The following is a 21,741-nucleotide window of genomic DNA, read 5'->3' as shown; positions in this document are numbered from 1 at the left end:
AATCATGAGAATTGTGGGCCTGTCTTTATTAAATTGTTTTTTAATTCTTTTCACTGTGTTAATACATAAGATAATCTACCGGACGATGCTCTTAAACTATGAAAGCTTAATTATGTATTGGGGAATCTTTGTTGCTGTATTTTTCGTGCTTAATATACTTTCAAATATCATATTCATCAAAAAGAACGATAGATAGTCCAATTTATACCACTAAAGTATATAAATCCAAGACGGATTGTAATATTAAGTGCAACATCTTACCACATTTGAACGTGCACGAATAAAAACTGGGTTATTCTATCCGAAGAGTTGCCGAAACGATTGGGCATGCTGCTTCGACCATATCTAAAGAGATTAAGCGAAATCGATCGGATGGGGAATATAAGCCAGAAGTGGCTCAAAAACAACGGTGGTTGCCGTGGAAAGTGGTCCTCCGCCTTGGCTGAAATGATTGAGGAGCAGTTGGATATCACTTGGTCTCCAGAACAAATTTCTAATCGCTTGTTTGGAGACTATATTTCCTTCAAAACGATTTATCATTGGCTTTACAAGGAGCAATTGTGTAGAATCGTTCAATCCTTACGCCACAAGGGAAAGCGTCAAAAACGATAAGAAACAAGAGGACGTTTTAATGTCGATACTTCCATCATAAAGCGCTCTAAAGAAGTCAAGCAGCGCGCCACTTTTGGTCATTAGGAACTGGATACAGTTGTATCGGGGCGTGGCCCTTAAGATGTCGATCGATCGGCGCTCTCTATGGAAACAGCCATCCGTGTCTTACAAAATTAATTACCAGAAGATGCAATGAAGACGCCAAATTTAAAACAGATAAAACTTCCGGTAACAGCATGCCTTTAAATTTAATCCGTGTAAAAGAATAATGATTGTTTTGAGAAGTGTAGCAAAAGCTATGCTTCTTTTTTTGTTCTTTTCCCTTTGTTTTATGGCTATGGGGTCAGACCCCATAGCCGCTTAACAACTCCGCAGAATTTTTCCAAAATCCATTTCGCACATTTTCTTTTTATCCATTCTTATTCGTCTTCGCATCAACACACCCATCATAATAATTAAACCCATTCAACAGATAACATTTTCTGAAAAAGTATGTTGTAATAGAGAGAGAACAATCTCTCATCCTGTTCTAAGTAGTGAAAAAAAGTGAGGAATGGAAGTTGAAAAAATTCAAGAAGTTTTATTTAGAGGTTACAAGTGTGTGTAATCTTGCTTGTAGCTTTTGTCCGCCGACAGAGCGGCAGAAGCAGTTTATTTCTGTGGATGACTTTTCTAAGAGATTAGATCAAATTAAACCGCATACAGATTATATTTATTTACATGTAAAAGGTGAGCCGCTGCTTCATCCTAAGATCGGCCAGCTATTAGACTTGAGTCATGAAAAAGGGTTTAAAGTGAACATTACAACGAATGGTACGTTGATTAATAAAAAGAGGGACAAATTATTAAATAAACCAGCATTAAGACAGATGAATTTTTCGCTTCATAGCTTTGATGGTCATGAGGGCTCTACAGATAAGGAAGGGTATGTGAGAAGCATCCTTTCTTTTATTAAAGAAGCAACGAGTCAGTCCGAAATGATTGTTTCGTTAAGATTATGGAATCTTACCCAAGACAATGCGACGAATCTTGAAAAACAACGAAACAGAGAATTACTTGAAATTATTGAGAATGAATTTGATTTAGACTACAAAATTGAAGAGAAGGTTGTACCAGGAAGTGGTGTGAAGATTGCCGATCGCATCTACATCAATCAAGATTACGAATTTCAGTGGCCGGCATTGCATGAAGAAGAGGACGATGGAAAGGGCTTCTGTTATGGACTTCGAAATCAAGCGGGCATTTTAGCGAATGGCACGGTGATTCCTTGTTGCTTAGACGGTGAAGGAATAATCAACCTTGGAAATATTAATGACGCCTCATTTTCTGAGATTATTGAAGGAGATCGAGCGAAGAATATTGTCGATGGTTTTTCACGAAGAGAAGCAGTGGAAGAGCTGTGTAGAAAATGTGGATATCGTAAGAGGTTTGGGAGATAGGTGGGGAAGTGACCAGGGGGAAGTAAGTTAGATGGATTCATTTACTTGTTTTAGATGTAACGTGCTGAACCGTACCATAAGTAAATGAGTTTTTTTAGGGAAACAGAACAACACCAATCCATAATAGGACGGGTGTTTTGTTTTTGGTTTGTAATTACACGGGGGTCTCAATTTCCATAGAGTCAAAGATTTATCATCTTAAATTATGTTTGTGGATGGAATTTTTCCGATACCTTTGTTAATAATTACTTAAATAAAAAATATTAAACAAAAATGTCTAATTAAAGTATAATAGATTTGTGAAAAATCGTTATTTCATGTAGGTGCAGAATCTCATTTTATTAAAATGAAGGTTAGTATAGGGGAGAAACGTATGAGAGAAGAAGGCAAAATATCCAAAAGTGATCTAGATTATATTATTAATCAGCTGGAACAAACTCAAAAGGAAACAGCTGCCAATTCAGCGGTACAACTAGCTAGACCTATTCATCGGCATCAAAAATCACGATTGGTTAAATCTTGGATTTGGGGAATTGTAATAGCAGTTATCGTTAGTCTAGTCATTTTATTTGCAGGGCATGCTTATTTACAAAAAGAAGAAACATTAAAAAGTGCATCAGTCGTTGAAAGCATCCAAAAATTAGCCACATTGGCAACTGCACAAGGACATATCACAACTGTTATATCTAAAGAAGATAATAAATTATTTGGCAAAAGCATCCCATTTGATTTTCCTGGGTCAAAAAGGACGTTATTTTTGGTCGTTCCTGGAGAAGTGACTGCAGGTGTTGACTTGGAAAATTTGACTAAAAAGGACATCACCTTGGATACCAACACGAAGGCGATTCATATCACTTTGCCGCATGCCACCATTGTGCAAGCCCCATCTATCGACTTAAAGAACATTCAATCCTTTTCAAGTGAAGGCATGTTTCGTAGTGATGTCAATTGGGAGGAAGGGTTTCAGATGGAAGATCTCGCTAAACAAAATATAGAAAAGGAAGCCATTCAGTCTGGTCTTTTAAAAACTGCTGAAGATAATGCCCGCCTTGCCCTACAAGATTTTTTTAAAAATCTAAATTATACCGTAACTGTTACTTTCAAATAATCTGTTGTAGTGGTACCAGTGTTAATAAGCGGTTCATAAGATGTTCCCTCAAACTAATGGTTCGGGGGGATTTTTTTTTTGAATCCAGCATATGGGCAGAACTACAAAAAAAATTTGCGTTTTGGATTGTGCATACAGAATGCTGATGCTTATAACCTTTCCGAAACTTTATCGTTAGGCTTAATTTTCTTATTTTCTCTGTCCAACTTAGTGTTGTAGTCTAGCTAAACTACACAATATGGTATTATAGTTTTTATATTCCAACGTAAAGGGGTGCATAAATGAATAACATATTTAAGTTTTTGGCAACCGCTACAATAATTATTTCTTTACTGCTTTGGATACCTAATATTGTGTTTCAAGAAGCATCCTCTCTATGGTTGTTCACATTTGTTTTTTCAGGTGTGGGCGTTATGTTGTCGATCAAGATTGATTCCAAAATTCTCATGATCGGCAATACAATCACGTTTTTTAGCTTCTTCATTCTAATGTTTATTGGTTATGTAATAGAATTTTTGACATCCATATAATCGTTTGATTACGATAGCTGGTCCAATTTTTAAAAGTCTATTCGATCTTACTTGAACCCTAGAAAGAAAGGAGAAAAACCACATGGAAGCAACTGTTTCAAAAGCAAGCAAAACAACGAAACGCCCTCTTGTACTGGTCGCTGTGATTTTGGCAATGTTTATGGGAGCGGTTGAAGCGACGATTGTTTCGACGGCAATGCCAGCGATTGTTGCTGATTTAGGCGGTTTTTCTTTATATAGCTGGGTGTTTTCGGCTTATTTGTTAATGAATGCGGCGACGGTGTTGATTTATGGTAAGCTGTCGGATATTTATGGACGGAAGCCGGTGTTAATTACGGGGATCGTTCTGTTTTTAATCGGATCTTTTTTATGTGGATTTGCGGGTTCGATGGAGCAGTTGATTATCTTCCGGTTGTTGCAAGGGCTTGGTGCCGGAGCGGTTTTGCCAGTGGCGACAACGATTGTGGGCGATCTTTATACGAAGGAAGAACGGGCGAAAGTGCAAGGATATTTGTCGAGCGTGTGGGGAATTTCCGCTGTGATGGGACCAGCGTTAGGCGGTTTGCTCGTTGAACATGTCAGCTGGCGCTATGTGTTTTGGCTGAACTTACCGCTCGGTTTGTTAACGATTGCGGGCTTAATTTTCTTTTTACATGAAAAGATTGAAAAGAAAAAGCCGGAGATTGATTATGCAGGGACGATGCTCTTTTTAGTGACGATCTCTAGTCTTATGTATTTATTAGTAGAAGGTGGCGTTCAATTTGCGTGGTTTTCCACTTCTGCTGTTCTGCTCATAGCCGTGATAGCGGTCGCTTTGTCCTTATTTATTTGGCAGGAAAAACGAGCAGCCGAGCCGATGATGCCTTTTCAATTGTGGAAAGTGCGTTCCATTTTGATTGCCAATATCGTTTCATTCACGACAGGTGTGATCTTGATCGGTGTCACTAGCTTTTTGCCTACATATGTTCAAGGGGTGATGGGAGAAAGTGCGACGGTTGCCGGCTTCACGCTGACGGCGATGTCGATTGGCTGGCCGCTCGCCTCCACGTTATCGGGCCGATTATTACTTTCCATCGGTTACCGCCAAACGACGATCATTGGGGGCGTTGCTTTAATCATTGGTAGCAGCATGTTTCTGTTAATGACGAAGGAGTCAGGGCCGTTATGGGCAGCGGGCTCGTCCTTTTTCACTGGTGTCGGCATGGGGCTAACATCGACAGCGTTCATTGTTTCCATTCAAAGCTCTGTAGAATGGGAACAACGAGGAGCGGCTACGGCAGCCAATATGTTTATGCGCAACTTAGGAAACACAGTAGGAGCCGCTTTGTTAGGCGGCGTGTTGAACAATCAGCTTCAAGCCTATTTGTCGAGCCAATCGAAAGAGCCTGTCCAGACGTTATCGATTGACTCGATTAATCAATTATTAGGGGATGGACAAAGCGGCTTTTCTGCAGAAGTGCGTCACTTATTAACGGAAGGACTGGCGGCTTCTTTGCATAGTGTCTATTTTGTTGTGTTTCTCTTTGCGATTTTGTCTTTTGCTTTTTTACTGTTTTTGAAGAAGAATGATTGAGGTGCCTGTCACTCCCCGAAGGTTGTCGAAAAAGAAAAGGAGAGTCAATCATGTAAAGAAATAATCCCCTTTCCTTTTTTTACTTTTGACATGTGGAAAAGTTTTATTCTGTCCCTTTTGTAATGTCAGAATATTTTATATTATTCTACTGAAGTTTGTGATGAGAGAGAAGGGAGAATGACATGAACATTCAATTACTTACGAGAGAGATGTTAGAAGAGGCGAGTGATTTATTCAATGAATACCGGAAGTTTTATGGGCAAGCAAGTGATAAGGCAGGAGCGAAAGCATTTTTAAGCGAGCGTTTTGAACGAGGGGAATCGATCGTATGGCTTGCGTATATCGCGGGAGAAGCGGCTGGATTTGTACAGATGTATCCATTTTTTTCTTCGGTGGCGATGAAGCGTGTGTACGTTTTAAATGATTTGTTTGTCATGCCAGAATTTCGCCAACGAGGCGTAGCACAGGCGTTAATGGAGACTTGTTATACGTATTGTGAACAACAGCAAGCTCGACAGATTAGACTTGAAACCGCCAATGATAATGACTCAGCGCAGCGTTTATATGAAAAAATGGGGATGACAGTAGAACAAGGTGTGCGGCATTATATTAAAAATTGGGAGTAGGATGATGGAGTTTTTTTAAAATGTATTGCTTCACGACATCGTCTTATGTATGATTGTCGCAACGTCTAGAAAGTGGATGAATGATAGAGTGAAACAATGGGTTTCGATATTTGCAGGCATGATCCTTATTAGCTGGCTATTGCCTACATTTGAACATATGAAGAGCATGTTTTGGACTGTATCTTTCCAAAATATGCTCTTTTTAACGATTTGGTTTATGAAAATAAAATATTTCTTGTCATATATAATTGACATTTTGTTTCTTTTTAGTGTAATGTGTCATATATAAATGACAAAAAAGAGTGGTGAGGGAGGTTCATATTTGAATAATGTCAGACAGTATAGGAAATCTGAAGGGCTTTCCCAATTGGAATTGGCTAAAAAGGTGGGGGTTGCTAGACAAACAATAAATTTAATTGAAAACAATAAATATAACCCTTCTTTAGCTTTGTGCATTGAAATAGCGAAAGCATTGAAAACAGATTTAAACACCTTATTTTGGGAGGAACACTAGAAGATGAAAGATAGCTGGAAAGAAAAAGTATATAGTCATTTTATCGGAGCGATAAGTGAAAGAGATGAATATCAAAAACAAGAAATAAATAAAGAGTTAGCTATTGCAGGAATAGGTTTGTGGTACTTAAATATGTTAGCGATGTTGATTATGTTAATCGTGGATACTATGAATGATACGATATCCATTGGAACGATCATTGTTTTTTTCGTTAATATGATTTATGCCAATTATCTAGTGTGGAAATTAAAGAAGAAGGGATTAAATGACACAGAGTGTGCAACAGAAGAAGAATATTTACAGAAAAAAAGGCAGTTAAAAAAATCAGGTGTAAAAGCGGGAGTGCTTTGGGGCTTCCAAATGTTTATCTTCATGTCTTATATTAGTCCTTATTTGAGCTCAGGAGACATTTCCGTTTCCTTATTTGACGTTATTCTTTGGAGTTGTGCAGGAGCGTTTTTTGGAATTGCGATGTACGGGCTAGCGTTGTCTAATTTGAAAAAACTATATTAAATCCAGTAGCATAGCTAAAAAACATACGTAGTACAGGATGAAAAGTATTGAATAAACAAGAACCTACCTCTATAATTGAGAATGGATTTCATTTCTGTTCATCTATAACTTAACTGGGAGGTTATTATTTGCTAGCACGATTTTTTTCTTATTATCGGCCGTATAAATGGTTGTTTATTCTTGATTTTGTTTCAGCAATTATTGTAGGGATACTAGAGCTTGCCTTTCCTTTAGCAGTCAATCAAGTGATTGATCGGTTGCTGCCAGAGGGCAATTGGAGCATTATTTTATTCGCTTGTGTTGGCTTGCTGTTGATTTATCTGTTGAATACAGGATTGCATTATATCGTGACCTACTGGGGGCATATGCTTGGGATTAACATCGAGACAGATATGCGTCAAAAGCTGTTTACTCATATGCAGAAGCTTTCATTTGGGTATTATGATAACAATAAAACGGGTCATAGTATTTCTCGTTTGACGAAGGATTTGGAGGAGATTGGTGAGGTCGCTCATCACGGGCCAGAAGATGTGTTTGTGGCAGTGATGACATTGATCGGTTCCTTCGCCTTGATGCTCAGCATTAACTGGAAGCTGGCTGTTCTGTCTTTTATCGTGATTCCGCTTCTTATTATTCTTGCGATTTATTTTAATAAAAAAATGACGGTCACTTTCCGCAAAATGTTTCAAAATGTGGCCGAGATTAATTCGAGAGTAGAGGATAGCATCGGTGGTATTCGCGTCGTTCAAGCGTTTGCTAACGAGGAGTATGAGCAGGACAAGTTTAGAGAAAACAATGAAAGCTACCGGACGACAAAGCTACAATCGTATAAAATTATGGCGCAAAACATTATGACTAACTATTTATTAATGAGAACGGTTACGTTGTTCATCTTATTATTCGGGACATTTTTTGTCATTAGAGGAGAGTTAACGTACGGAGAGTTTGTCGCTTTTATTTTATTATCCAATGTTTTAAGTGGGCCGATTCAAAAGATTAATGCCGTCATTGAAAGTTATCCGAAAGGGATTGCTGGATTTAAGCGCTATACGGAAGTTATTGATACGGAGCCAGATATTCAAGATCATGAACATGCGGTAGAGCTGGAATTAAACGGGGCGATTCAATATAAAAACGTTTCTTTCGGTTATGAAGGTCTTGAACCAGTGCTTAATCAGATTAGCTTATCTATTCAGCCAGGCGAGACGGTGGCATTTGTTGGTCCGTCCGGTGCTGGAAAAACGACGCTATGTAGCTTGCTTCCACGATTTTATGAGGTGCAGGATGGAGCGATTTCGATTAATGGCCGGGATATAAGAGACATTAAGTTATCCTCTTTGCGCGGTCAAATTGGGATCGTCCAGCAAGATGTCTTTCTTTTCTCAGGAACGATTCGTGAAAATATTGCTTATGGAGATTTACAGGCGAGTGATGCGGACATTTTAGCAGCTGCCGAAAAAGCAAAGTTAACGGACTTTATCGATGATCAACCACAAGGGTTAGACACGGTCATCGGTGAACGAGGCGTGAAATTGTCTGGCGGACAAAAGCAACGACTAGCGATTGCTCGTATGTTCCTGAAAAACCCACCGATCCTCATTTTGGATGAGGCCACTTCGGCGCTAGATACAGAAACAGAAGTCGCGATCCAAAAGTCATTGGAAGAACTGACAGAAGGACGAACAACCCTCGTCATCGCCCATCGACTAGCTACGATCAAAAATGCCGACCGTATCCTCGTCGTTACGAAAGAGGGAATCGCCGAACAAGGCAATCACCACGAACTAATCGAGTCAAAAGGAATATACAGCCGCTTACATCAAGCGCAGTTCGGGTGATAAGGTGCCTGTCACTCCCCGAAGTTTGTCGAAAAAAGAAAAGGAGAGCCGATCATGTGAAGGAATGATCGGCTCTCCTTTTGTAGATTTTTTCAGTTGATATTGATACAATCACTTTAACAACTACATAAAGCGGATGGGCGGTTGGCACTCCCTGTAAGAAAGGGGGTGTTTGATATGGTGACATACGAAGCAATGAATATGCTATTTCAATTTGGCATTTTTCTAGCGACGGTGCTAACAGCTATAGTGGCAATGATTACACTCGTTACCAATAGAAAAAAGAAGTAACCCCCTCCGCTCTCGACCAAAGAATGTAGGGTAGTTACTCCTTTTAGAAAAACCTCAATATTTACTGGTCAGCCGCTCTTCATGCGGCATGTAGTTGCTTTGGCCGAGTGTTCGTCGCACTCGGTCATTTTTTAGTATATAAATAATTATATGTGATCATACCTTAAATTGCAATTTGACAACATAGCCGCTAAGATAAGAATGTTTTATTCGCATTTTTCGACTTCTTAAGATGAAGATAATGGTTATACATCATCATCTTTTTGTTGAAATGATAGATCAGTGGCAAGGAGATAATCATGATGATCAAAGCAAATATATATACAGTGGGTTCAGATAATATGCTTACACCACTGAAGAAAATGTTGACGCTAAAATAAATGAGTAAAATAAAGAAATAAATCAATCCTAGTTTGATTGAAAAAGGATAATCGGTGTTAGTCAGTACTTTGACATGGATGAAGAAAGAAATTGAGAACGAGGCCATAGCAATTAGAACGCTAGCGATATAGTTTTCAGGGTTTGTCAAAATAGGCTGATCCAATACAATAAGAGCGATGCCTCTTATAAGTAAACCTGCAAAGGCCGACATGATCAGTGCTTTCATATAATATTTCTTCATCTAAAATCGGCAAGGATACCCCTTCTTCAATCGTGTGAAGGGCGATAGCCCAACGATCAGTGGGGGAGGAATTGTCGTCAGATACGGTATGGTAGGTTAAAATCGTCAGGTTTTATACCATATCAAGTATTTGAACCTTCCACCTTGCCCCCTCCTTTCTCTGTTTAAGTTATTTGCTTTCACTAAAAAAATGGTATAATTCAGTTAGTGAAAGGTGGTGAAGATAATGACTACAATTACTGCAAAAATACAGATATATGTTTCCGATAATCAAGCTGAAAGTCTAAAGATAACAACTAATGCTTATCGTAAAGCTTGCAATTGGTTATCAAAACATGTTTTCGAAACAAAAGTACTGAATCAAGCAAACCTCAATGACTTGTATTATTCTGATTTACGCAATCAATTTGGACTAAAAAGCCAAATGGCTCAATCCGTGATGAAAACCGTCATCGCTCGTTACAAGTCAGCTAAATCGAATGGGCATGAATGGTCTTTAGTTGAATTTAACCTTCCAGAATATGACCTTGTATGGAATCGTGATTACTCACTAACCCAAAATCAATTTAGTGTAAATACACTGGATGGTCGTCTAAAGCTAAATTATGAGCGTAAGGCTATGAAAAAATACTTTAATAATACTTGGAAATTCGGTACAGCTAAATTAGTGCATAAGCACAAGAAATGGTTCTTGCACATCCCTATGACAAAAGAATACCAAGAGTTAGACTTTGCCGATGTAAATCATATTGTCGGCATTGACTTAGGAATAAACTTCCTTGCAGTTACTTATGACAGTCAAGGTAAAACCACTTTCTATAACGGAAATGTTGTTAAACATAAGCGTGGTAAATTTAAAGCTACTCGTAAACAGTTACAAATACGACAAACCCCATCTGCTCGTAAGAAACTAAAACAAATAGGCTCAAGAGAAAACCGTTATGTAACTGATGTGAACCATCAAATTACAAAGGCACTCGTTGACAAATACCCTAGAGGTACTATGTTTGTTTTGGAAGATTTAACAGGTGTTCGTTCTGTGACAGAAAAAGTACGAGTGAAAAAACGCTATGTTTCTGTTTCTTGGGCTTTCTACCAATTCCGTCAAATGCTTGAATATAAAGCTGAATTGAATGGGCAGAAGGTAATTGTCGTAGACCCAAAATATACTTCTCAAACTTGTCCTAAATGTGGCCATATTGAGAAAGCGAATCGAAACAAAAACCTACACATCTTTAAGTGTAAAAACTGCCAATACGAATCAAATGATGACCGTACTGGTGCAATGAACCTACACCGTAAAGGCATTGAACATATTGGTGTGGTTACTACAGGAGCATGACTCTTGTAGTAAGGGCGAAGTCAACCGTCCTTATGTTCCACCACTCTAAGGTAGGAGGTCTCAACAACCGTTTGCACTACTGGGTAGGAACAAGCGTAGTTACCATCTATGAGGGTAGAGGTACTGTCGAACTTTGGCAGACGCAAGCCCCCACTTCAAACAGACTGTAAGGTTGTTAAGTGGTGGGTTGTTGACAAATGAATCTACCTCATACCTAAAAATTTTTTGAAATGTCCAACGTGATTTTTTGACACTTCCACTTCTTTCTTGGAGGGATCAAATTTGAGAAGTAACTTTCGGTTGAACCAAGGGATGATCTTCGTGACGGAATCAATATTGACGATAAAGGAGCGGCTTACCTTGACAAATTTGTCAGAAGGTAAGCGCTCCTCTAATTGGTAAAGTTTTTCTCTCATTCGATACATCTGTGCGGCTGTGTGACAAAACACAGAGGAGCCATCTGCCTCGAAGAAGAGGATTTGATCATGTTGGATGACATAATATTCTTCATTGTGCATACCAACAATTTTGGATGTGGCTGATTTAGAAGACAGCATTTGCAAAATATCGAATAGTTTATTTCGATCATTCGGGTTAAACACGATACACGGGTTGAAGCTATGGTGAAGTCCATCTTCAACGATGTATAAATCGGCATCTTGAAACAACTCGATACCGAGCGATTCGATTTCTTCTAGCAATTGATTTCGTATGTCATTATTACAAATTAGACCTAGTTTCATTGTGGCTCCTTGAAGCAAGCGATTTTTTTTGATCTCTGTATATGATGACTAAAGCACCTATTAATGCGAGTATAACACAAATAACGAAGTATTTTCCGAACATGGAATAGAGTGTTTTCGTGCCTTGTGTAGGAACTTGGCCTCTCATGACCCAATCGTCTGTATCGAAGTGATTCATTTGAGATAAAACTTCACCTTTGTAATTTGTGATCGTAGACAGACCGTTTACAGATTGTGTGACCGTATTAGCGCCGTTTTCAATTCCTCGCATGTGACCGACGATCGTGTGATAAGGCGTCACTTCTTTCCAATCGGCTGATGGAATGAAAAGAGTATCCACACCTTTTTCCCCAACTTGATCAATAATGGTCGGGAAATCTTTATCCCAACAGATGATCCCAGACAGTCGACCATACTCTGTGTCGATCGCGTGGATCGTTTTATCCCCAAGTACAGTACCTTCAAACATATTGCCGCCATATTTAAAATGTTCAATGGCAAGTTTTCCAGACGAATCAATCATATAGAGAACATTTTCATTCGGTTCTTCTTCACGAGTAAGCACATAGGGGACGGCGATAATATATACTTGTTTATCTTTAGCAATCTCCTGTAGCCTTTTTAAATAAGCTGCTTTTTGTGTTTCATCAATGAACAGCGTCCCCTCTGAATGCACAATCATCTTTGCCCCATTGTCCGCTTCTTGGATCGTCTGAGCAATTAATTGTTCCATATTTTTTTCTGTTTCGTTCAGAAATGTAGGAAGATCCTGTTTATGCAAATCAGGCAGTTGTGTAACTAGAGGATCATCTCGATCAACTGTATGAATGCCTGAAACCGCCACTGTTTTCACATCGGAGTCCGACATTACACGTAGACTTCCGAATGTAAAGATAGCTATCAACACAAGCGACGTTCCGATGATGTACGTTCTTTTATTAACATGTGGATGGTCTAAAGTTAGCCAAAAGATAATCGATGCCGTCCAAGTAATGACAAACGTGATACCGACTACCCCGATGACGGAAGCGAGTTGTGCGATGCTGAGAACTTGATATTGAGAATACCCAAGAACGCCAAAAGTACCGTTTGGATTGAAGTACAAGTTCAAGTAATCAAGTAAAGCATAGGTGCTAGGAAAAATGAGCGTTGCCGCAAAGGACGTCGATTTCTTATAAGCGAGCTTCTGAAAAAAGAAGGGGAATGCGAACATCGATCCAGCAAGGGCAGGCAAGTATTCGAAAAACGGAATCGGCACACTTGGAATCAAATGAAAGAAACTTAATTGATTACATATACCTGTCAAAACAATCAAGATAACTAAAGACTTACGCGGACTCAAATGTTTCGTTGCCAAGAAGAAGAAAATCGGATAGATCCAAGCGGCCGGAGCGATGAGAAACTTTCCGTTGCTTAAAACCATCAAGATGGCTCCTAATAAAAATAAGGTCATTGTTTTTATATGTTTCATGTTAAAATCTCTCCCTTCTAATGATGGGATCAGTATAGATGCTCAAGGAGAGATTTGTACTAATAAATATGTATAAGGAACAAAATATACGATGAACGGGACAATTTTGTGGATAGAAATATCCCCCTCTATGGAACGGATTAGGCCATGGAGGGGGGATTGTACATTTTTTGATATTTACTGTTTTGCTAGGTTTGACTACTATATAAATCAAAAATCATTTTCCACCGTGTTCATATCGGCCTTTTTCTTATCCATTATTTCATAAACATTTTTGGTGAGAGCCTCACCTTAAATGATTTTTTAGTAGCAATATACATGAATAAGATACTTAGTGAAAGAATGATGCAGCGATTGACGAAATAATACTGTGGTGAGTGGGCATAATAAAAGTTATTTGTGTGTGCACCGATCGAAAATATTTTGAACATCCGTCCTGCAGATAAGAAGTCAACTGCGCAATAAGATAAAGTGACAAATAAGCCAACGAAATTATTTTTAGTTAAGACAATCGTCACTAAAAGCAATGACGAGAGAAATAAAATATTAGGTAAAAATCGTATACTTAATAAAATAGAAGTTAGGTCAATAAAAGAGATATTTCTATAATAAAAAAGGGCACATATAAATGAACCAATCATAAATAAACTAACAAAGAAACTCCAGCGGTAGAGCATAATTTTATTTCGCTTACGAGGATTATAGAAAGCGAGTATTTCATAGATTCTCCCTTTATAATCTTCTAAAAAAACATAGAAAATCATTAATGAAGCGAATAAAGGAAGTGTGTAGTCAAATACACTTTCTATACTTATTAGTGAGCTTTTTTCTTGAGTTCTAATCAGATAATCCACAGGTGCAGGAACGAAAAAAGAATAGATGAAAAAGCCGATGAGACAGTACAAGGCTAACTTAAACTTTCTCCCGTTCATTTCAAACATGTCCCAAAAGCTTTTATTTATTTTGGAAGTATAAATACGCATTTTCTAATGAAATCTCCTTATCAGGATAGCTATTTTCTATCATTTGCTCAGATTGAACATATTTGATTTTGACGGTGTCGGTCGCTAGTCGTTTTTCCTCGATTACTTTCACTTGCTTTTTTACGTGAGGCAGAGCCGTTCGGTTTACTTCTGTTGTATAGATGAAAGGGCGGCTGCTTTCAATGATTTCTTTTATCGTGCCATTAAATTGAATTTCCGCATCTTTTAATATAAGGATTTGATCACTGTACAGCTCAATATCTTCAATGATATGGGTAGAAATGATAGTGATCGAATCTTTGCTGATTTCCGATAAATAACTGCGGAACTCAACTCTTTGTTCAGGGTCAAGTCCAACAGTTGGCTCATCTATAATGATTAGTGATGGTTTACCAAGGACGGCTTGCGCGATACCGAGCCTTTGCTTATAACCTCCAGAGTAGCGACCGATATTTTTATGAATGACTTTTTCTAAATTGAATCTGTGCACTACTTCTTCAATCGATGCTTTTTTGCGATGCTTGTCCATTTTTTTGATGTCATACACAAAAGATAAAAACTGATAACCGCTGACATCTTTATACATTTCAAAGTTCTGCGGTAGGTAGCCTACATCATGAAGTGGATATTCGCCTCGCAGCATCTCTGTCCCGTTTAATGTTGCACTCCCAGTCTGTACAGGATTAAGACCTGTTAAAATTTTCATTAAAGTCGTTTTACCAGCCCCATTATTTCCTAATAATGCTGTGATTCCGTTTCCACAAGTAAAGGAGAGTTGATCTAATATTTTTTTCTTTCCGTATGAATAACTTATATTTTCTAGTTTCAGTATATTTTCCATATGAGTAACTCCTATTTAATAGTCGTAGTATCTAACTAATAATGTATTATCGACTAATTTTAAGTCGCCATTACCATAAGGCCAAACGCCAACTATTACTTTGTTATATGATTTCTTTCGAATGAATTCCATTTCTTGCTCAGATAACTGGTCGTTGTAGTCAGGCAAATGATGACTCATTTCGTCTATAACAGATAAAAAGAAATCAACGTCATAAGTCGTCGGAATGATATATTGAATATTATTATTATTGATCACTTGATAATTCCCGGCAAATACATTCAAGTTTTCTGCTTTTCCAGATAATACACTGTGATCATGTTTATTTGCGGGAATATTAGAAAAAATAGCTGCAGGTGTGTCGATCTTTACATCAAACGGAATGGCGGCTCCTTCATGATGGCCCTTTAATTTTGGATACCACGCGAAATATTCACCAGGTAAATTGACGACTTGATTATGAACATAAAAGGTATTAACCCCAAACTCATTTTCTACATCAACTGTTCCTTCATATTCGATAGATAACTGAATCGTTTGATTTTTTTGGAATGAAGCGGGAATATTTACGACACCATCTTGATGATGAAATTCTATTTGTTTCTTATTTATTTTTAACTCTTTAATAGTGAAAATATCTTCTAACAACAGCTCAATGTTATCCACATTTTTGGTAAAGTGAATGGACACATCTGCTTTATTTTGTAAATCACGTTGTAAATGCAAATCCATGTGATAGGACTGAATTGTATAAGCTACTGAGTGATCTTGTTGGACAATTGGCTCAGCTACTACTTGCTGTTGCTTTCCTTGATATAGTAAAAACATTGATAGAGACAATGTCATGCAGGCTAGACTAATATAAACGATTTTCTTCCCATTGGAATAGAAAGAATACAGAAGCATGATGATCAATACAATGAGCAAGATGATAAAAAGTTTATCCATTATGTAACTATTATTGAAAATAGGACCGGATAAATGATTGGATTCTACGAAAGTATGATCGTCAAAAAAATTGATATATTTACGTAAAAATCTATGTGTTGGGATTTGAGATTGGTATAAAAATAATCCGTAAACGCCAATAGCTACTATCGGGGCTAGCGTGTTTTTTAAGATCATTCCAGCTGCAGCCCCTATCGTTGTCGCTAATATATTCGATGAGGTCCATATGATAAAGAAATGTAAGAGTACGTTAACAACAAACTGATGATCTGTGATAGTTTTGTTGAAAATTAATACTGTTCCTAACGGTAGGATGAACATAATAATGGCAATCATTGCTGAAGAATATAGAGTTACAATCATTTTCTTGCAACGATCTCTTTCCAAAAATGACAGCACTTCATAATCTTTAGACATAATGGAGGCGCTTGAAATGATCATATACAAGTTGGCACATATATAAGCAAAATAGTAATAGCCAACAAAACTGAATAATTTCGTCTCTAGTACATCTATGTTTTCTTTCGTTAAATAGAGATTAAATAATAAAGCGACAATGAATAGAGGGCTTTTTAGAATTTTTTTTATGTAAAATAGCGAAGATTTCATTATTTTTTACACTACACAGAAGTGTGTAAGTCTCCTCTCTATGAATAAATATATATCGACAAGCAGGATGTTGGTTTTATCAACATCCTGCTTGTATTTTTAATTCCTAATAGACACATTTGCACCGGAAGAGCTATTCTTCCCTTTCCACTTAATATAATAAGATTGGCCTGTTCCATCAGAAGCTTTAGCTTTTGACGTGAATGAACGTTCTGCTCTATGATTGGCTGATAGATAAATAGTAGCAACAGCTTCATCTGGCTTCCATTTTATTATTTTTATAGCTTGAGCTGTGCCTGATCCTCTTACACCAGCTCCTGTCAAATATCGCTTGCCGTTACCTAGATTTTTACTGTAGGTAGTTTGAGATTTACCACCTACTGAAGCATATATATAGGTACCTGCACTTGCTGAAACGGCAGAAAACATGATGGCTGCTGCACATCCTACGGAAATTAATTTTTTCTTTAGACTCATCGTACACTATCCTTTCTCAGTTTAATTTTACCAATTGTAATATAGTTATTCCACTAATTAGTTAATAGTTTCTGACTTTTATTTCGAGCGCTCACCTAATACCCTAACATAAATATATCAAGTAATTACCGCCAATCTATTGCGGCATACCGTCATTTCCTTTGCGGTATACCACAAAGGAAATATCCCCCTCTTTTCCCTTGACAACGATCAGGAAATTTTATATATTTAAGTCAATAATGATAATCATTATCAATTAATTCGTTGAAAGGGGCAGTCGCATGTCGAAAACGATTGTCATGATTTATGCTAGTATGAGTGGAAATACAGAAGAAATGGCCGAGGCGATTGAAGCAGGTGTGAAAGAGGCCGGGGCCGAGTTACAAATGATTGATATCAATGATGAACCAGAAGCACAAGTGCTTGAACAATATAGTGGAATCTTATTAGGAGCTTATACTTGGGGAGACGGAGAGCTTCCGTATGAGTTTGAAGAGTTTTATGAAGAGATGAACGAAGTAGATTTAACCGGAAAAGTGGCAGCGGCTTTCGGCTCGTGCGACTCGATGTATCCGAAATATGGGGAAGCGGTTAATATATTAATCGAAAAGCTAGAAGAAAGGGGAGCTTCTGTTCCTCAAGAAGGCTTGAAAGTGGAACTTACTCCAGAGGATGAAGATGTAGAAGCGTGCAAGGAGTTCGGTCGGATATTTGCGAAGGAGTTACTTTTTAGTAAACAAGACGGATGAGTCAGTATTCGCTTTCTATTCGTACGATTTCAGACCAGCATTTTAAAGAAGTGATTAATTGTCCTCATAAATATTTTTATCGTTACATTAAAGGAGTCAAGTCCAAAAAAGTCGAGTGGAAGAAAGTGATGCAGTATATTGTGAATCAGGTAGTTATTCAATATTTTCAAATTCCTCCCTCGAAGCGAACGACTTCAAGAGTATTAGAGCTTATTCATCAACATGTATCACCTTTAACAGTCGCAATTTTTGATTCGAAAATGCACTATTATACCGTCATAGCGAACGTTACAGATTATTTAGTGCAAGAGTTAACGACTAATTATGGGACGTTGCCTCCCGTTTTTGTCCATGAAAAGTTTCGCCAGCACATTCAAGAGTTAGACACGTATCTTTCGTTAACGATTGAAGTCGGAGAGTGGCATCGGGAAAGTTATCAAGTAACGAAATACTTGGTGGATACGAATGAAGAGCTAATTAAATTATATCGTTACTTAACGATTGTTTTTTGTGAAAAGTCATTTCATCAGTTGCCATCGTCTGTTCGGATCGTCTCATTGTTGAATAATAAGGAATACTGTTATTCCCCTTGCTCAGAGGATATGGAAGTAGGCATTCGTTACTTACAAACATTAAAAGAAATGATAAAAAAACCATTGGAAGCGAATATACAAACAGGGGAAGAGGTTTGTGCCCAATGTCCATTTATTCATATATGCAGTAAAGAGGATACGCGAGAACCTTTTCCGATCAAACCTTTAACATGAAAGGATGACAATGAAACATGATAAACTTTCACAATAGCAAAGACCATATGATTTACTGGTTACTCGATCGTCAAGTGTATAAGGCGAAGGATGGCAGACAATTATTCGAGCTATCGACACAAGAATTGCGGCATTTGGTGGAAGAAATGGTTTATGTTCGTTAAGGATAAAATCAGTATGAATCCTTAAGGAAATTTGTTAAAATAAAATGGTAATTTAGTATTTTTCACCAAATGAAACCGAAGAAGGGATGATAAGATGTTTAAGAAAATGGCTGCGGATGCGTTAGGTTTGTCTGATATTGGAACGATTATTTCTCCGGCTGACTATGATAAAGCAGATGCCGATGATTATGTGATGCATGAGGATAACGAGAAGATTTATTTTTTAATTAAGACGAAGGCAGATGAGTATTGCTTTACGAATCTAGCGTTGATTCATGTAGATGGGGAAAGCGCCGTTTCATCGAAGAGAACATTGAAGCGCTATCCGTATTCTCAGCATAAAATTTCTGGCGTGCTGTTAGAAACAGCTGGGAAAATCGATATGGATGTCGAAATTAAATTTATGATCGGCGGTCAGCATTTCGATATCGATGTGAGAAAAGACCAAATCGAGCAGCTGAAAGACTTATATAAATCACTTCTTCGCATTGCTGAGATTACGTATGATAATGGATTGCATATGGATATGGCGACGCAAAGCTTAGATAAAGCAGCGATGATTTTGCAAAGCTCTAGAACGGATGATCAAAATTTAGCTGGTACGTATAAAGGATTAACGGATTTTAGCTTTGAATGGTTAACATCTGCTCACGATAAGTATTATATTAAAGACTTCGGTTATGTGTTTGAGAAATATATTAATAACTAAATGAATGAAGGTACTGTTCAAATGAGTCACTGAACAGTACCTTTTTTGTGATTAAGCTGCACCTTTCTTTTTGAATATGATAATAGATAAAACGGAAAGTACGACGATCGTGATCACAATGACGGCGATACTTGTCGTCGCACTTAGCTGTTGCCCGCTCCATTCGTAAATCATCCCGTAGTTGATTTCATAAGCTTCGATCTGGGTGGCGGGAGCACCATCAAATACTTTCGTTATCGACTGTTCCATAAAGGCATTTCGCAGTAGCAACGTCGTGTGGCTAACTGGAAAGTACATGACAAGATTTTGAGCAAAGCTTGGTAACGCACCCGTTGGCACATAGATGCCGCATAAAAAGCCGATCGCTGTACCGACGATGGTGCTTAAGGTAGAAAAAGCATTTTGCGAACGGACAAATAGCACGAGAAAGAGATTCATAGCACTTGCGAGTAAGACGGATAGCAGTAGAATGCCAACGACTTTGGCGAGATCGGCGATGGCTAGCCATTGGCCACCAGTCGCTACAATGAAAATTTCAGCGCCAATGAGGGCAATAAGAGAAAAGATAGATCCGATTAGAAAAGCATGTAAGACGTAACTGAGTTGAATGGTTGTGCGAGAAATAGGGGCGGTTAAAAAGTCGGCCGTTACCTTTGACTCCATATCTTGTACGGCAATGCCAAATGCGGCCAGTGTTGATGTCACAGCAATCATCGATAAAAGGCCAGCGACGAGCCATTCATTGACCATTGTCACAACTTCCGGTGTCGCTTTGGTCATTTGTTCAATCGCATCTACTTGTAATTTTTGTAGGAATACCGCATAAAGAACGATCAAAATGATTACGGATAGCAGCGAGAAAAAGACTTGTGTTTTATCCCGCCGAAACACTTTGTTATTTCGTTGCACTAAGCTAAATAATGCTTCCATTAGGCCGCTCCTCCTTCTTTCATAATATTCATAAAGACATCATCCATCGTTCCTTTGATCACTTCAAACGAAGCTAACAGTGGCTCTGCTTTTTTTAGTAAAGCAAGGGCATGAACGGTAGATTCCACCCGAACCGAGAAGATGCCAAGCTTTTCGGTGTAGGTGAGTGACTGTTCTTTAAGCCATTTATCCCCTTTTGATCTATCATGAAAAACGAGCGCCATCTGGTCGTAGGCGTATTTGGTTTTAAGTGCATCGGGCGTTCCCTCTGCTGCGATTTGTCCTTCTTTTAACACGACGATTTGATCAGCGACGGCAGCTTCCTCCATGTAATGTGTCGTTAGAAAAACGGTCATATTCGTTTCTAGTTGCAGCTTTTTAATCGTTTGCCAAACAAATTGGCGAGTTTGTGGATCGAGTCCAGTGGTCGGCTCGTCTAAAAATAATATTTGAGGGCGATGGATAAGCGCTCGAGCAATATCTGCCCGCCTCTTTTGCCCGCCTGATAATGTTCCGTATTTCCGATTTTCAATATCCTCTAAATGTAAATAAGTCGAAATGAATTGATAGTTTTCCCGCCATTTAGCTTTGGACAGACTATACATTTTGCCGCGATGCATAATGTTTTCGTAAACGGTTAATCGTTCATCTAGTAAGCTTTGCTGAAAAACGACACCAATTGATTTTCGAATGTCGGCATGATGATCGGTTTGATCGAGTGTATAGCTATTCATGAGGACGGTCCCGCTCGATTTTGTTAGTAATGTACATAATATTTCAATCGTCGTTGATTTCCCGGCCCCATTCGCACCTAAAAAAGCGAAGAGGGAGCCTTGCTTGACGGTAAAGGAGATGCCTTTGACCGCTTCATAGTTGCCGTATTGTTTTCGCAAGTTTTCGACTTGAATGATCGTGCTCATCGCCTTTCTTCCTTTCGTTTTTGAATGCTTTCGTTCAATATGTCAATATCACGCTTAGTAAGGACATATAAAATTCCCCAAGCGAGTCCATAAATGATCAGCTCTGAAGTAAGAACAGACATAATCGTTGAAACTTGTGTGACATCATACCAATCACCGACATATCCCGCTGTGAGTACACAAATAGTAATAGCAATAAAATGGATGATTAATTGAATCGGAAATGATAAGCGCTCTGATTCAAAAATAAGCGAAATAAGTCCGATCACTATGCCAAGGACAGCCGCCAATACTAATTGTTTAAGTAGATCGGGTCCTGTTGCAACAACACCAGGGGTAGATAAGACACTGATCGTCACTAAAGTGTAGGAAGAACTAAGCGAGATGAGTAGACCGATAATCATCATGCGTAAAATTTTCAT

The 21,741-nt window shown here is 38.3% G+C and carries 25 protein-coding genes and 1 pseudogene; 16 read left to right on the top strand and 10 right to left on the bottom strand.

Features of this window, described 5'->3' with window-relative positions; translation table 11 throughout:
- Positions 1-4: 4 nt before the first annotated feature.
- From ACSVDJ_RS15980 to ACSVDJ_RS15930, 11 genes and pseudogenes are all read left to right on the top strand, one after another.
- Entirely contained in the window at positions 5-196 is a 192-nt protein-coding gene (locus ACSVDJ_RS15980; protein ID WP_439167178.1) for a bacteriocin-like WGxF protein, read from the top strand.
- Positions 197-247: 51 nt separating this feature from the next.
- Positions 248-693, top strand: a pseudogene (locus ACSVDJ_RS15975) (transposase); the annotation flags it as partial.
- Between the two features lie 479 nt (positions 694-1,172).
- Positions 1,173-2,051, top strand: a complete 879-nt coding sequence (locus tag ACSVDJ_RS15970; RefSeq protein WP_439167892.1) for a radical SAM/SPASM domain-containing protein — start codon at positions 1,173-1,175, stop codon at positions 2,049-2,051.
- A gap of 373 nt (positions 2,052-2,424) precedes the next feature.
- Positions 2,425-3,159, top strand: a complete 735-nt coding sequence (locus tag ACSVDJ_RS15965; RefSeq protein WP_439167176.1) for a DUF4230 domain-containing protein — start codon at positions 2,425-2,427, stop codon at positions 3,157-3,159.
- 281 nt (positions 3,160-3,440) lie between these two features.
- Positions 3,441-3,689 carry a hypothetical protein gene (locus ACSVDJ_RS15960; protein WP_439167174.1) on the top strand — a complete coding sequence of 83 codons (249 nt, stop codon included), beginning with the start codon at positions 3,441-3,443 and terminating at the stop codon, positions 3,687-3,689.
- Positions 3,690-3,771: 82 nt separating this feature from the next.
- On the top strand, positions 3,772-5,262 hold the full coding sequence (locus tag ACSVDJ_RS15955) for an MDR family MFS transporter (RefSeq protein ID WP_439167172.1): 1,491 nt from the start codon (positions 3,772-3,774) through the stop codon (positions 5,260-5,262).
- 182 nt (positions 5,263-5,444) lie between these two features.
- The gene (locus ACSVDJ_RS15950) at positions 5,445-5,888 is read left to right on the top strand and encodes a GNAT family N-acetyltransferase (RefSeq protein ID WP_439167170.1); all 444 of its coding nucleotides are present in this window, start codon (positions 5,445-5,447) and stop codon (positions 5,886-5,888) included.
- Positions 5,889-6,210: 322 nt separating this feature from the next.
- Complete coding sequence (locus ACSVDJ_RS15945; RefSeq protein WP_439167168.1) at positions 6,211-6,402, top strand: helix-turn-helix transcriptional regulator; 192 nt, start codon at positions 6,211-6,213, stop codon at positions 6,400-6,402.
- Between the two features lie 3 nt (positions 6,403-6,405).
- Positions 6,406-6,915 (top strand): DUF3278 domain-containing protein, encoded by a 510-nt coding sequence (locus ACSVDJ_RS15940; protein WP_439167166.1) that lies wholly within the window; start codon positions 6,406-6,408, stop codon positions 6,913-6,915.
- A gap of 128 nt (positions 6,916-7,043) precedes the next feature.
- Positions 7,044-8,753 (top strand): ABC transporter ATP-binding protein, encoded by a 1,710-nt coding sequence (locus ACSVDJ_RS15935; protein WP_439167164.1) that lies wholly within the window; start codon positions 7,044-7,046, stop codon positions 8,751-8,753.
- 177 nt (positions 8,754-8,930) lie between these two features.
- Positions 8,931-9,044, top strand: a complete 114-nt coding sequence (locus ACSVDJ_RS15930) for a putative holin-like toxin (protein WP_439167162.1) — start codon at positions 8,931-8,933, stop codon at positions 9,042-9,044.
- Between the two features lie 190 nt (positions 9,045-9,234).
- Here ACSVDJ_RS15930 and ACSVDJ_RS15925 read toward each other — a convergent pair whose 3' ends face one another.
- Positions 9,235-9,666, bottom strand: a complete 432-nt coding sequence (locus tag ACSVDJ_RS15925; protein ID WP_439167161.1) for a hypothetical protein — start codon at positions 9,664-9,666, stop codon at positions 9,235-9,237.
- A gap of 226 nt (positions 9,667-9,892) precedes the next feature.
- Here ACSVDJ_RS15925 and ACSVDJ_RS15920 point away from each other — a divergent pair, with 226 nt between their 5' ends.
- Entirely contained in the window at positions 9,893-11,008 is a 1,116-nt protein-coding gene (locus tag ACSVDJ_RS15920) for an RNA-guided endonuclease InsQ/TnpB family protein (protein ID WP_439167160.1), read from the top strand.
- A gap of 203 nt (positions 11,009-11,211) precedes the next feature.
- On the opposite strand, the gene ACSVDJ_RS15915 is transcribed toward ACSVDJ_RS15920, so the two are convergent.
- The 6 genes from ACSVDJ_RS15915 to ACSVDJ_RS15890 form a co-directional block, all read right to left on the bottom strand.
- Positions 11,212-11,751, bottom strand: coding sequence for a LytTR family DNA-binding domain-containing protein (locus ACSVDJ_RS15915; RefSeq protein ID WP_439167158.1), 540 nt, complete (start codon positions 11,749-11,751; stop codon positions 11,212-11,214).
- Positions 11,729-13,222 (bottom strand): nitrilase-related carbon-nitrogen hydrolase, encoded by a 1,494-nt coding sequence (locus ACSVDJ_RS15910; RefSeq protein WP_439167156.1) that lies wholly within the window; start codon positions 13,220-13,222, stop codon positions 11,729-11,731. The genes ACSVDJ_RS15915 and ACSVDJ_RS15910 overlap by 23 nt, the downstream gene beginning before the upstream one ends.
- 257 nt (positions 13,223-13,479) lie before the next feature.
- On the bottom strand, positions 13,480-14,154 hold the full coding sequence (locus tag ACSVDJ_RS15905; RefSeq protein WP_439167154.1) for a hypothetical protein: 675 nt from the start codon (positions 14,152-14,154) through the stop codon (positions 13,480-13,482).
- A 22-nt stretch (positions 14,155-14,176) separates the two neighbouring features.
- Positions 14,177-15,046, bottom strand: coding sequence for an ATP-binding cassette domain-containing protein (locus tag ACSVDJ_RS15900; protein WP_439167152.1), 870 nt, complete (start codon positions 15,044-15,046; stop codon positions 14,177-14,179).
- Positions 15,047-15,061: 15 nt separating this feature from the next.
- Complete coding sequence (locus ACSVDJ_RS15895; protein ID WP_439167150.1) at positions 15,062-16,603, bottom strand: M1 aminopeptidase family protein; 1,542 nt, start codon at positions 16,601-16,603, stop codon at positions 15,062-15,064.
- 99 nt (positions 16,604-16,702) lie between these two features.
- Entirely contained in the window at positions 16,703-17,080 is a 378-nt protein-coding gene (locus ACSVDJ_RS15890; RefSeq protein ID WP_439167148.1) for a hypothetical protein, read from the bottom strand.
- Between the two features lie 281 nt (positions 17,081-17,361).
- Here ACSVDJ_RS15890 and ACSVDJ_RS15885 point away from each other — a divergent pair, with 281 nt between their 5' ends.
- The 4 genes from ACSVDJ_RS15885 to ACSVDJ_RS15870 all read left to right on the top strand — a co-directional run bounded on the left by ACSVDJ_RS15885 (position 17,362) and on the right by ACSVDJ_RS15870 (position 19,469).
- Complete coding sequence (locus ACSVDJ_RS15885; RefSeq protein WP_439167147.1) at positions 17,362-17,829, top strand: flavodoxin; 468 nt, start codon at positions 17,362-17,364, stop codon at positions 17,827-17,829.
- Complete coding sequence (locus ACSVDJ_RS15880) at positions 17,826-18,596, top strand: hypothetical protein (RefSeq protein ID WP_439167146.1); 771 nt, start codon at positions 17,826-17,828, stop codon at positions 18,594-18,596. The genes ACSVDJ_RS15885 and ACSVDJ_RS15880 overlap by 4 nt, the downstream gene beginning before the upstream one ends.
- A gap of 17 nt (positions 18,597-18,613) precedes the next feature.
- Positions 18,614-18,760, top strand: a complete 147-nt coding sequence (locus ACSVDJ_RS15875) for a Fur-regulated basic protein FbpA (RefSeq protein WP_439167144.1) — start codon at positions 18,614-18,616, stop codon at positions 18,758-18,760.
- 94 nt (positions 18,761-18,854) lie between these two features.
- The gene (locus ACSVDJ_RS15870; RefSeq protein WP_439167142.1) at positions 18,855-19,469 is read left to right on the top strand and encodes a PH domain-containing protein; all 615 of its coding nucleotides are present in this window, start codon (positions 18,855-18,857) and stop codon (positions 19,467-19,469) included.
- A 51-nt stretch (positions 19,470-19,520) separates the two neighbouring features.
- On the opposite strand, the gene ACSVDJ_RS15865 is transcribed toward ACSVDJ_RS15870, so the two are convergent.
- The 3 genes from ACSVDJ_RS15865 to ACSVDJ_RS15855 are packed head-to-tail and all read right to left on the bottom strand — an operon-like array spanning position 19,521 to position 21,741.
- Positions 19,521-20,399: an ABC transporter permease gene (locus ACSVDJ_RS15865; protein WP_439167140.1), complete on the bottom strand. Its 879-nt coding sequence runs from the start codon at positions 20,397-20,399 to the stop codon at positions 19,521-19,523.
- On the bottom strand, positions 20,399-21,319 hold the full coding sequence (locus ACSVDJ_RS15860) for an ABC transporter ATP-binding protein (RefSeq protein WP_439167138.1): 921 nt from the start codon (positions 21,317-21,319) through the stop codon (positions 20,399-20,401). Before ACSVDJ_RS15860 ends, ACSVDJ_RS15865 begins: the two co-directional genes overlap by 1 nt.
- On the bottom strand, positions 21,316-21,741 hold the full coding sequence (locus tag ACSVDJ_RS15855) for a DUF3021 domain-containing protein (RefSeq protein ID WP_439167136.1): 426 nt from the start codon (positions 21,739-21,741) through the stop codon (positions 21,316-21,318). The genes ACSVDJ_RS15860 and ACSVDJ_RS15855 overlap by 4 nt, the downstream gene beginning before the upstream one ends.

The sequence above is a fragment of the Bacillus sp. Hm123 genome, from assembly GCF_051842975.2.
Taxonomy (GTDB): Bacteria; Bacillota; Bacilli; order Bacillales; family Domibacillaceae; genus Bacillus_CE.
Note: the sequence above shows the minus strand (reverse complement) of the source record. Positions and strands in the feature narration are given on the sequence as shown.

Coding starts and splice junctions, on each gene's coding strand:
- ACSVDJ_RS15980 (WP_439167178.1), top strand. CDS start 5: ATGAGAATTGTGGGCCTGTCTTTATTAAATTGTTTTTTAATTCTTTTC.
- ACSVDJ_RS15965 (WP_439167176.1), top strand. CDS start 2,425: ATGAGAGAAGAAGGCAAAATATCCAAAAGTGATCTAGATTATATTATT.
- ACSVDJ_RS15960 (WP_439167174.1), top strand. CDS start 3,441: ATGAATAACATATTTAAGTTTTTGGCAACCGCTACAATAATTATTTCT.
- ACSVDJ_RS15955 (WP_439167172.1), top strand. CDS start 3,772: ATGGAAGCAACTGTTTCAAAAGCAAGCAAAACAACGAAACGCCCTCTT.
- ACSVDJ_RS15950 (WP_439167170.1), top strand. CDS start 5,445: ATGAACATTCAATTACTTACGAGAGAGATGTTAGAAGAGGCGAGTGAT.
- ACSVDJ_RS15940 (WP_439167166.1), top strand. CDS start 6,406: ATGAAAGATAGCTGGAAAGAAAAAGTATATAGTCATTTTATCGGAGCG.
- ACSVDJ_RS15930 (WP_439167162.1), top strand. CDS start 8,931: ATGGTGACATACGAAGCAATGAATATGCTATTTCAATTTGGCATTTTT.
- ACSVDJ_RS15925 (WP_439167161.1), bottom strand. CDS start 9,666: ATGAAGAAATATTATATGAAAGCACTGATCATGTCGGCCTTTGCAGGT.
- ACSVDJ_RS15920 (WP_439167160.1), top strand. CDS start 9,893: ATGACTACAATTACTGCAAAAATACAGATATATGTTTCCGATAATCAA.
- ACSVDJ_RS15915 (WP_439167158.1), bottom strand. CDS start 11,751: ATGAAACTAGGTCTAATTTGTAATAATGACATACGAAATCAATTGCTA.
- ACSVDJ_RS15910 (WP_439167156.1), bottom strand. CDS start 13,222: ATGAAACATATAAAAACAATGACCTTATTTTTATTAGGAGCCATCTTG.
- ACSVDJ_RS15905 (WP_439167154.1), bottom strand. CDS start 14,154: ATGAACGGGAGAAAGTTTAAGTTAGCCTTGTACTGTCTCATCGGCTTT.
- ACSVDJ_RS15900 (WP_439167152.1), bottom strand. CDS start 15,046: ATGGAAAATATACTGAAACTAGAAAATATAAGTTATTCATACGGAAAG.
- ACSVDJ_RS15895 (WP_439167150.1), bottom strand. CDS start 16,603: ATGAAATCTTCGCTATTTTACATAAAAAAAATTCTAAAAAGCCCTCTA.
- ACSVDJ_RS15890 (WP_439167148.1), bottom strand. CDS start 17,080: ATGAGTCTAAAGAAAAAATTAATTTCCGTAGGATGTGCAGCAGCCATC.
- ACSVDJ_RS15885 (WP_439167147.1), top strand. CDS start 17,362: ATGTCGAAAACGATTGTCATGATTTATGCTAGTATGAGTGGAAATACA.
- ACSVDJ_RS15880 (WP_439167146.1), top strand. CDS start 17,826: ATGAGTCAGTATTCGCTTTCTATTCGTACGATTTCAGACCAGCATTTT.
- ACSVDJ_RS15875 (WP_439167144.1), top strand. CDS start 18,614: ATGATAAACTTTCACAATAGCAAAGACCATATGATTTACTGGTTACTC.
- ACSVDJ_RS15870 (WP_439167142.1), top strand. CDS start 18,855: ATGTTTAAGAAAATGGCTGCGGATGCGTTAGGTTTGTCTGATATTGGA.
- ACSVDJ_RS15865 (WP_439167140.1), bottom strand. CDS start 20,399: ATGGAAGCATTATTTAGCTTAGTGCAACGAAATAACAAAGTGTTTCGG.
- ACSVDJ_RS15860 (WP_439167138.1), bottom strand. CDS start 21,319: ATGAGCACGATCATTCAAGTCGAAAACTTGCGAAAACAATACGGCAAC.
- ACSVDJ_RS15855 (WP_439167136.1), bottom strand. CDS start 21,741: ATGAAAATTTTACGCATGATGATTATCGGTCTACTCATCTCGCTTAGT.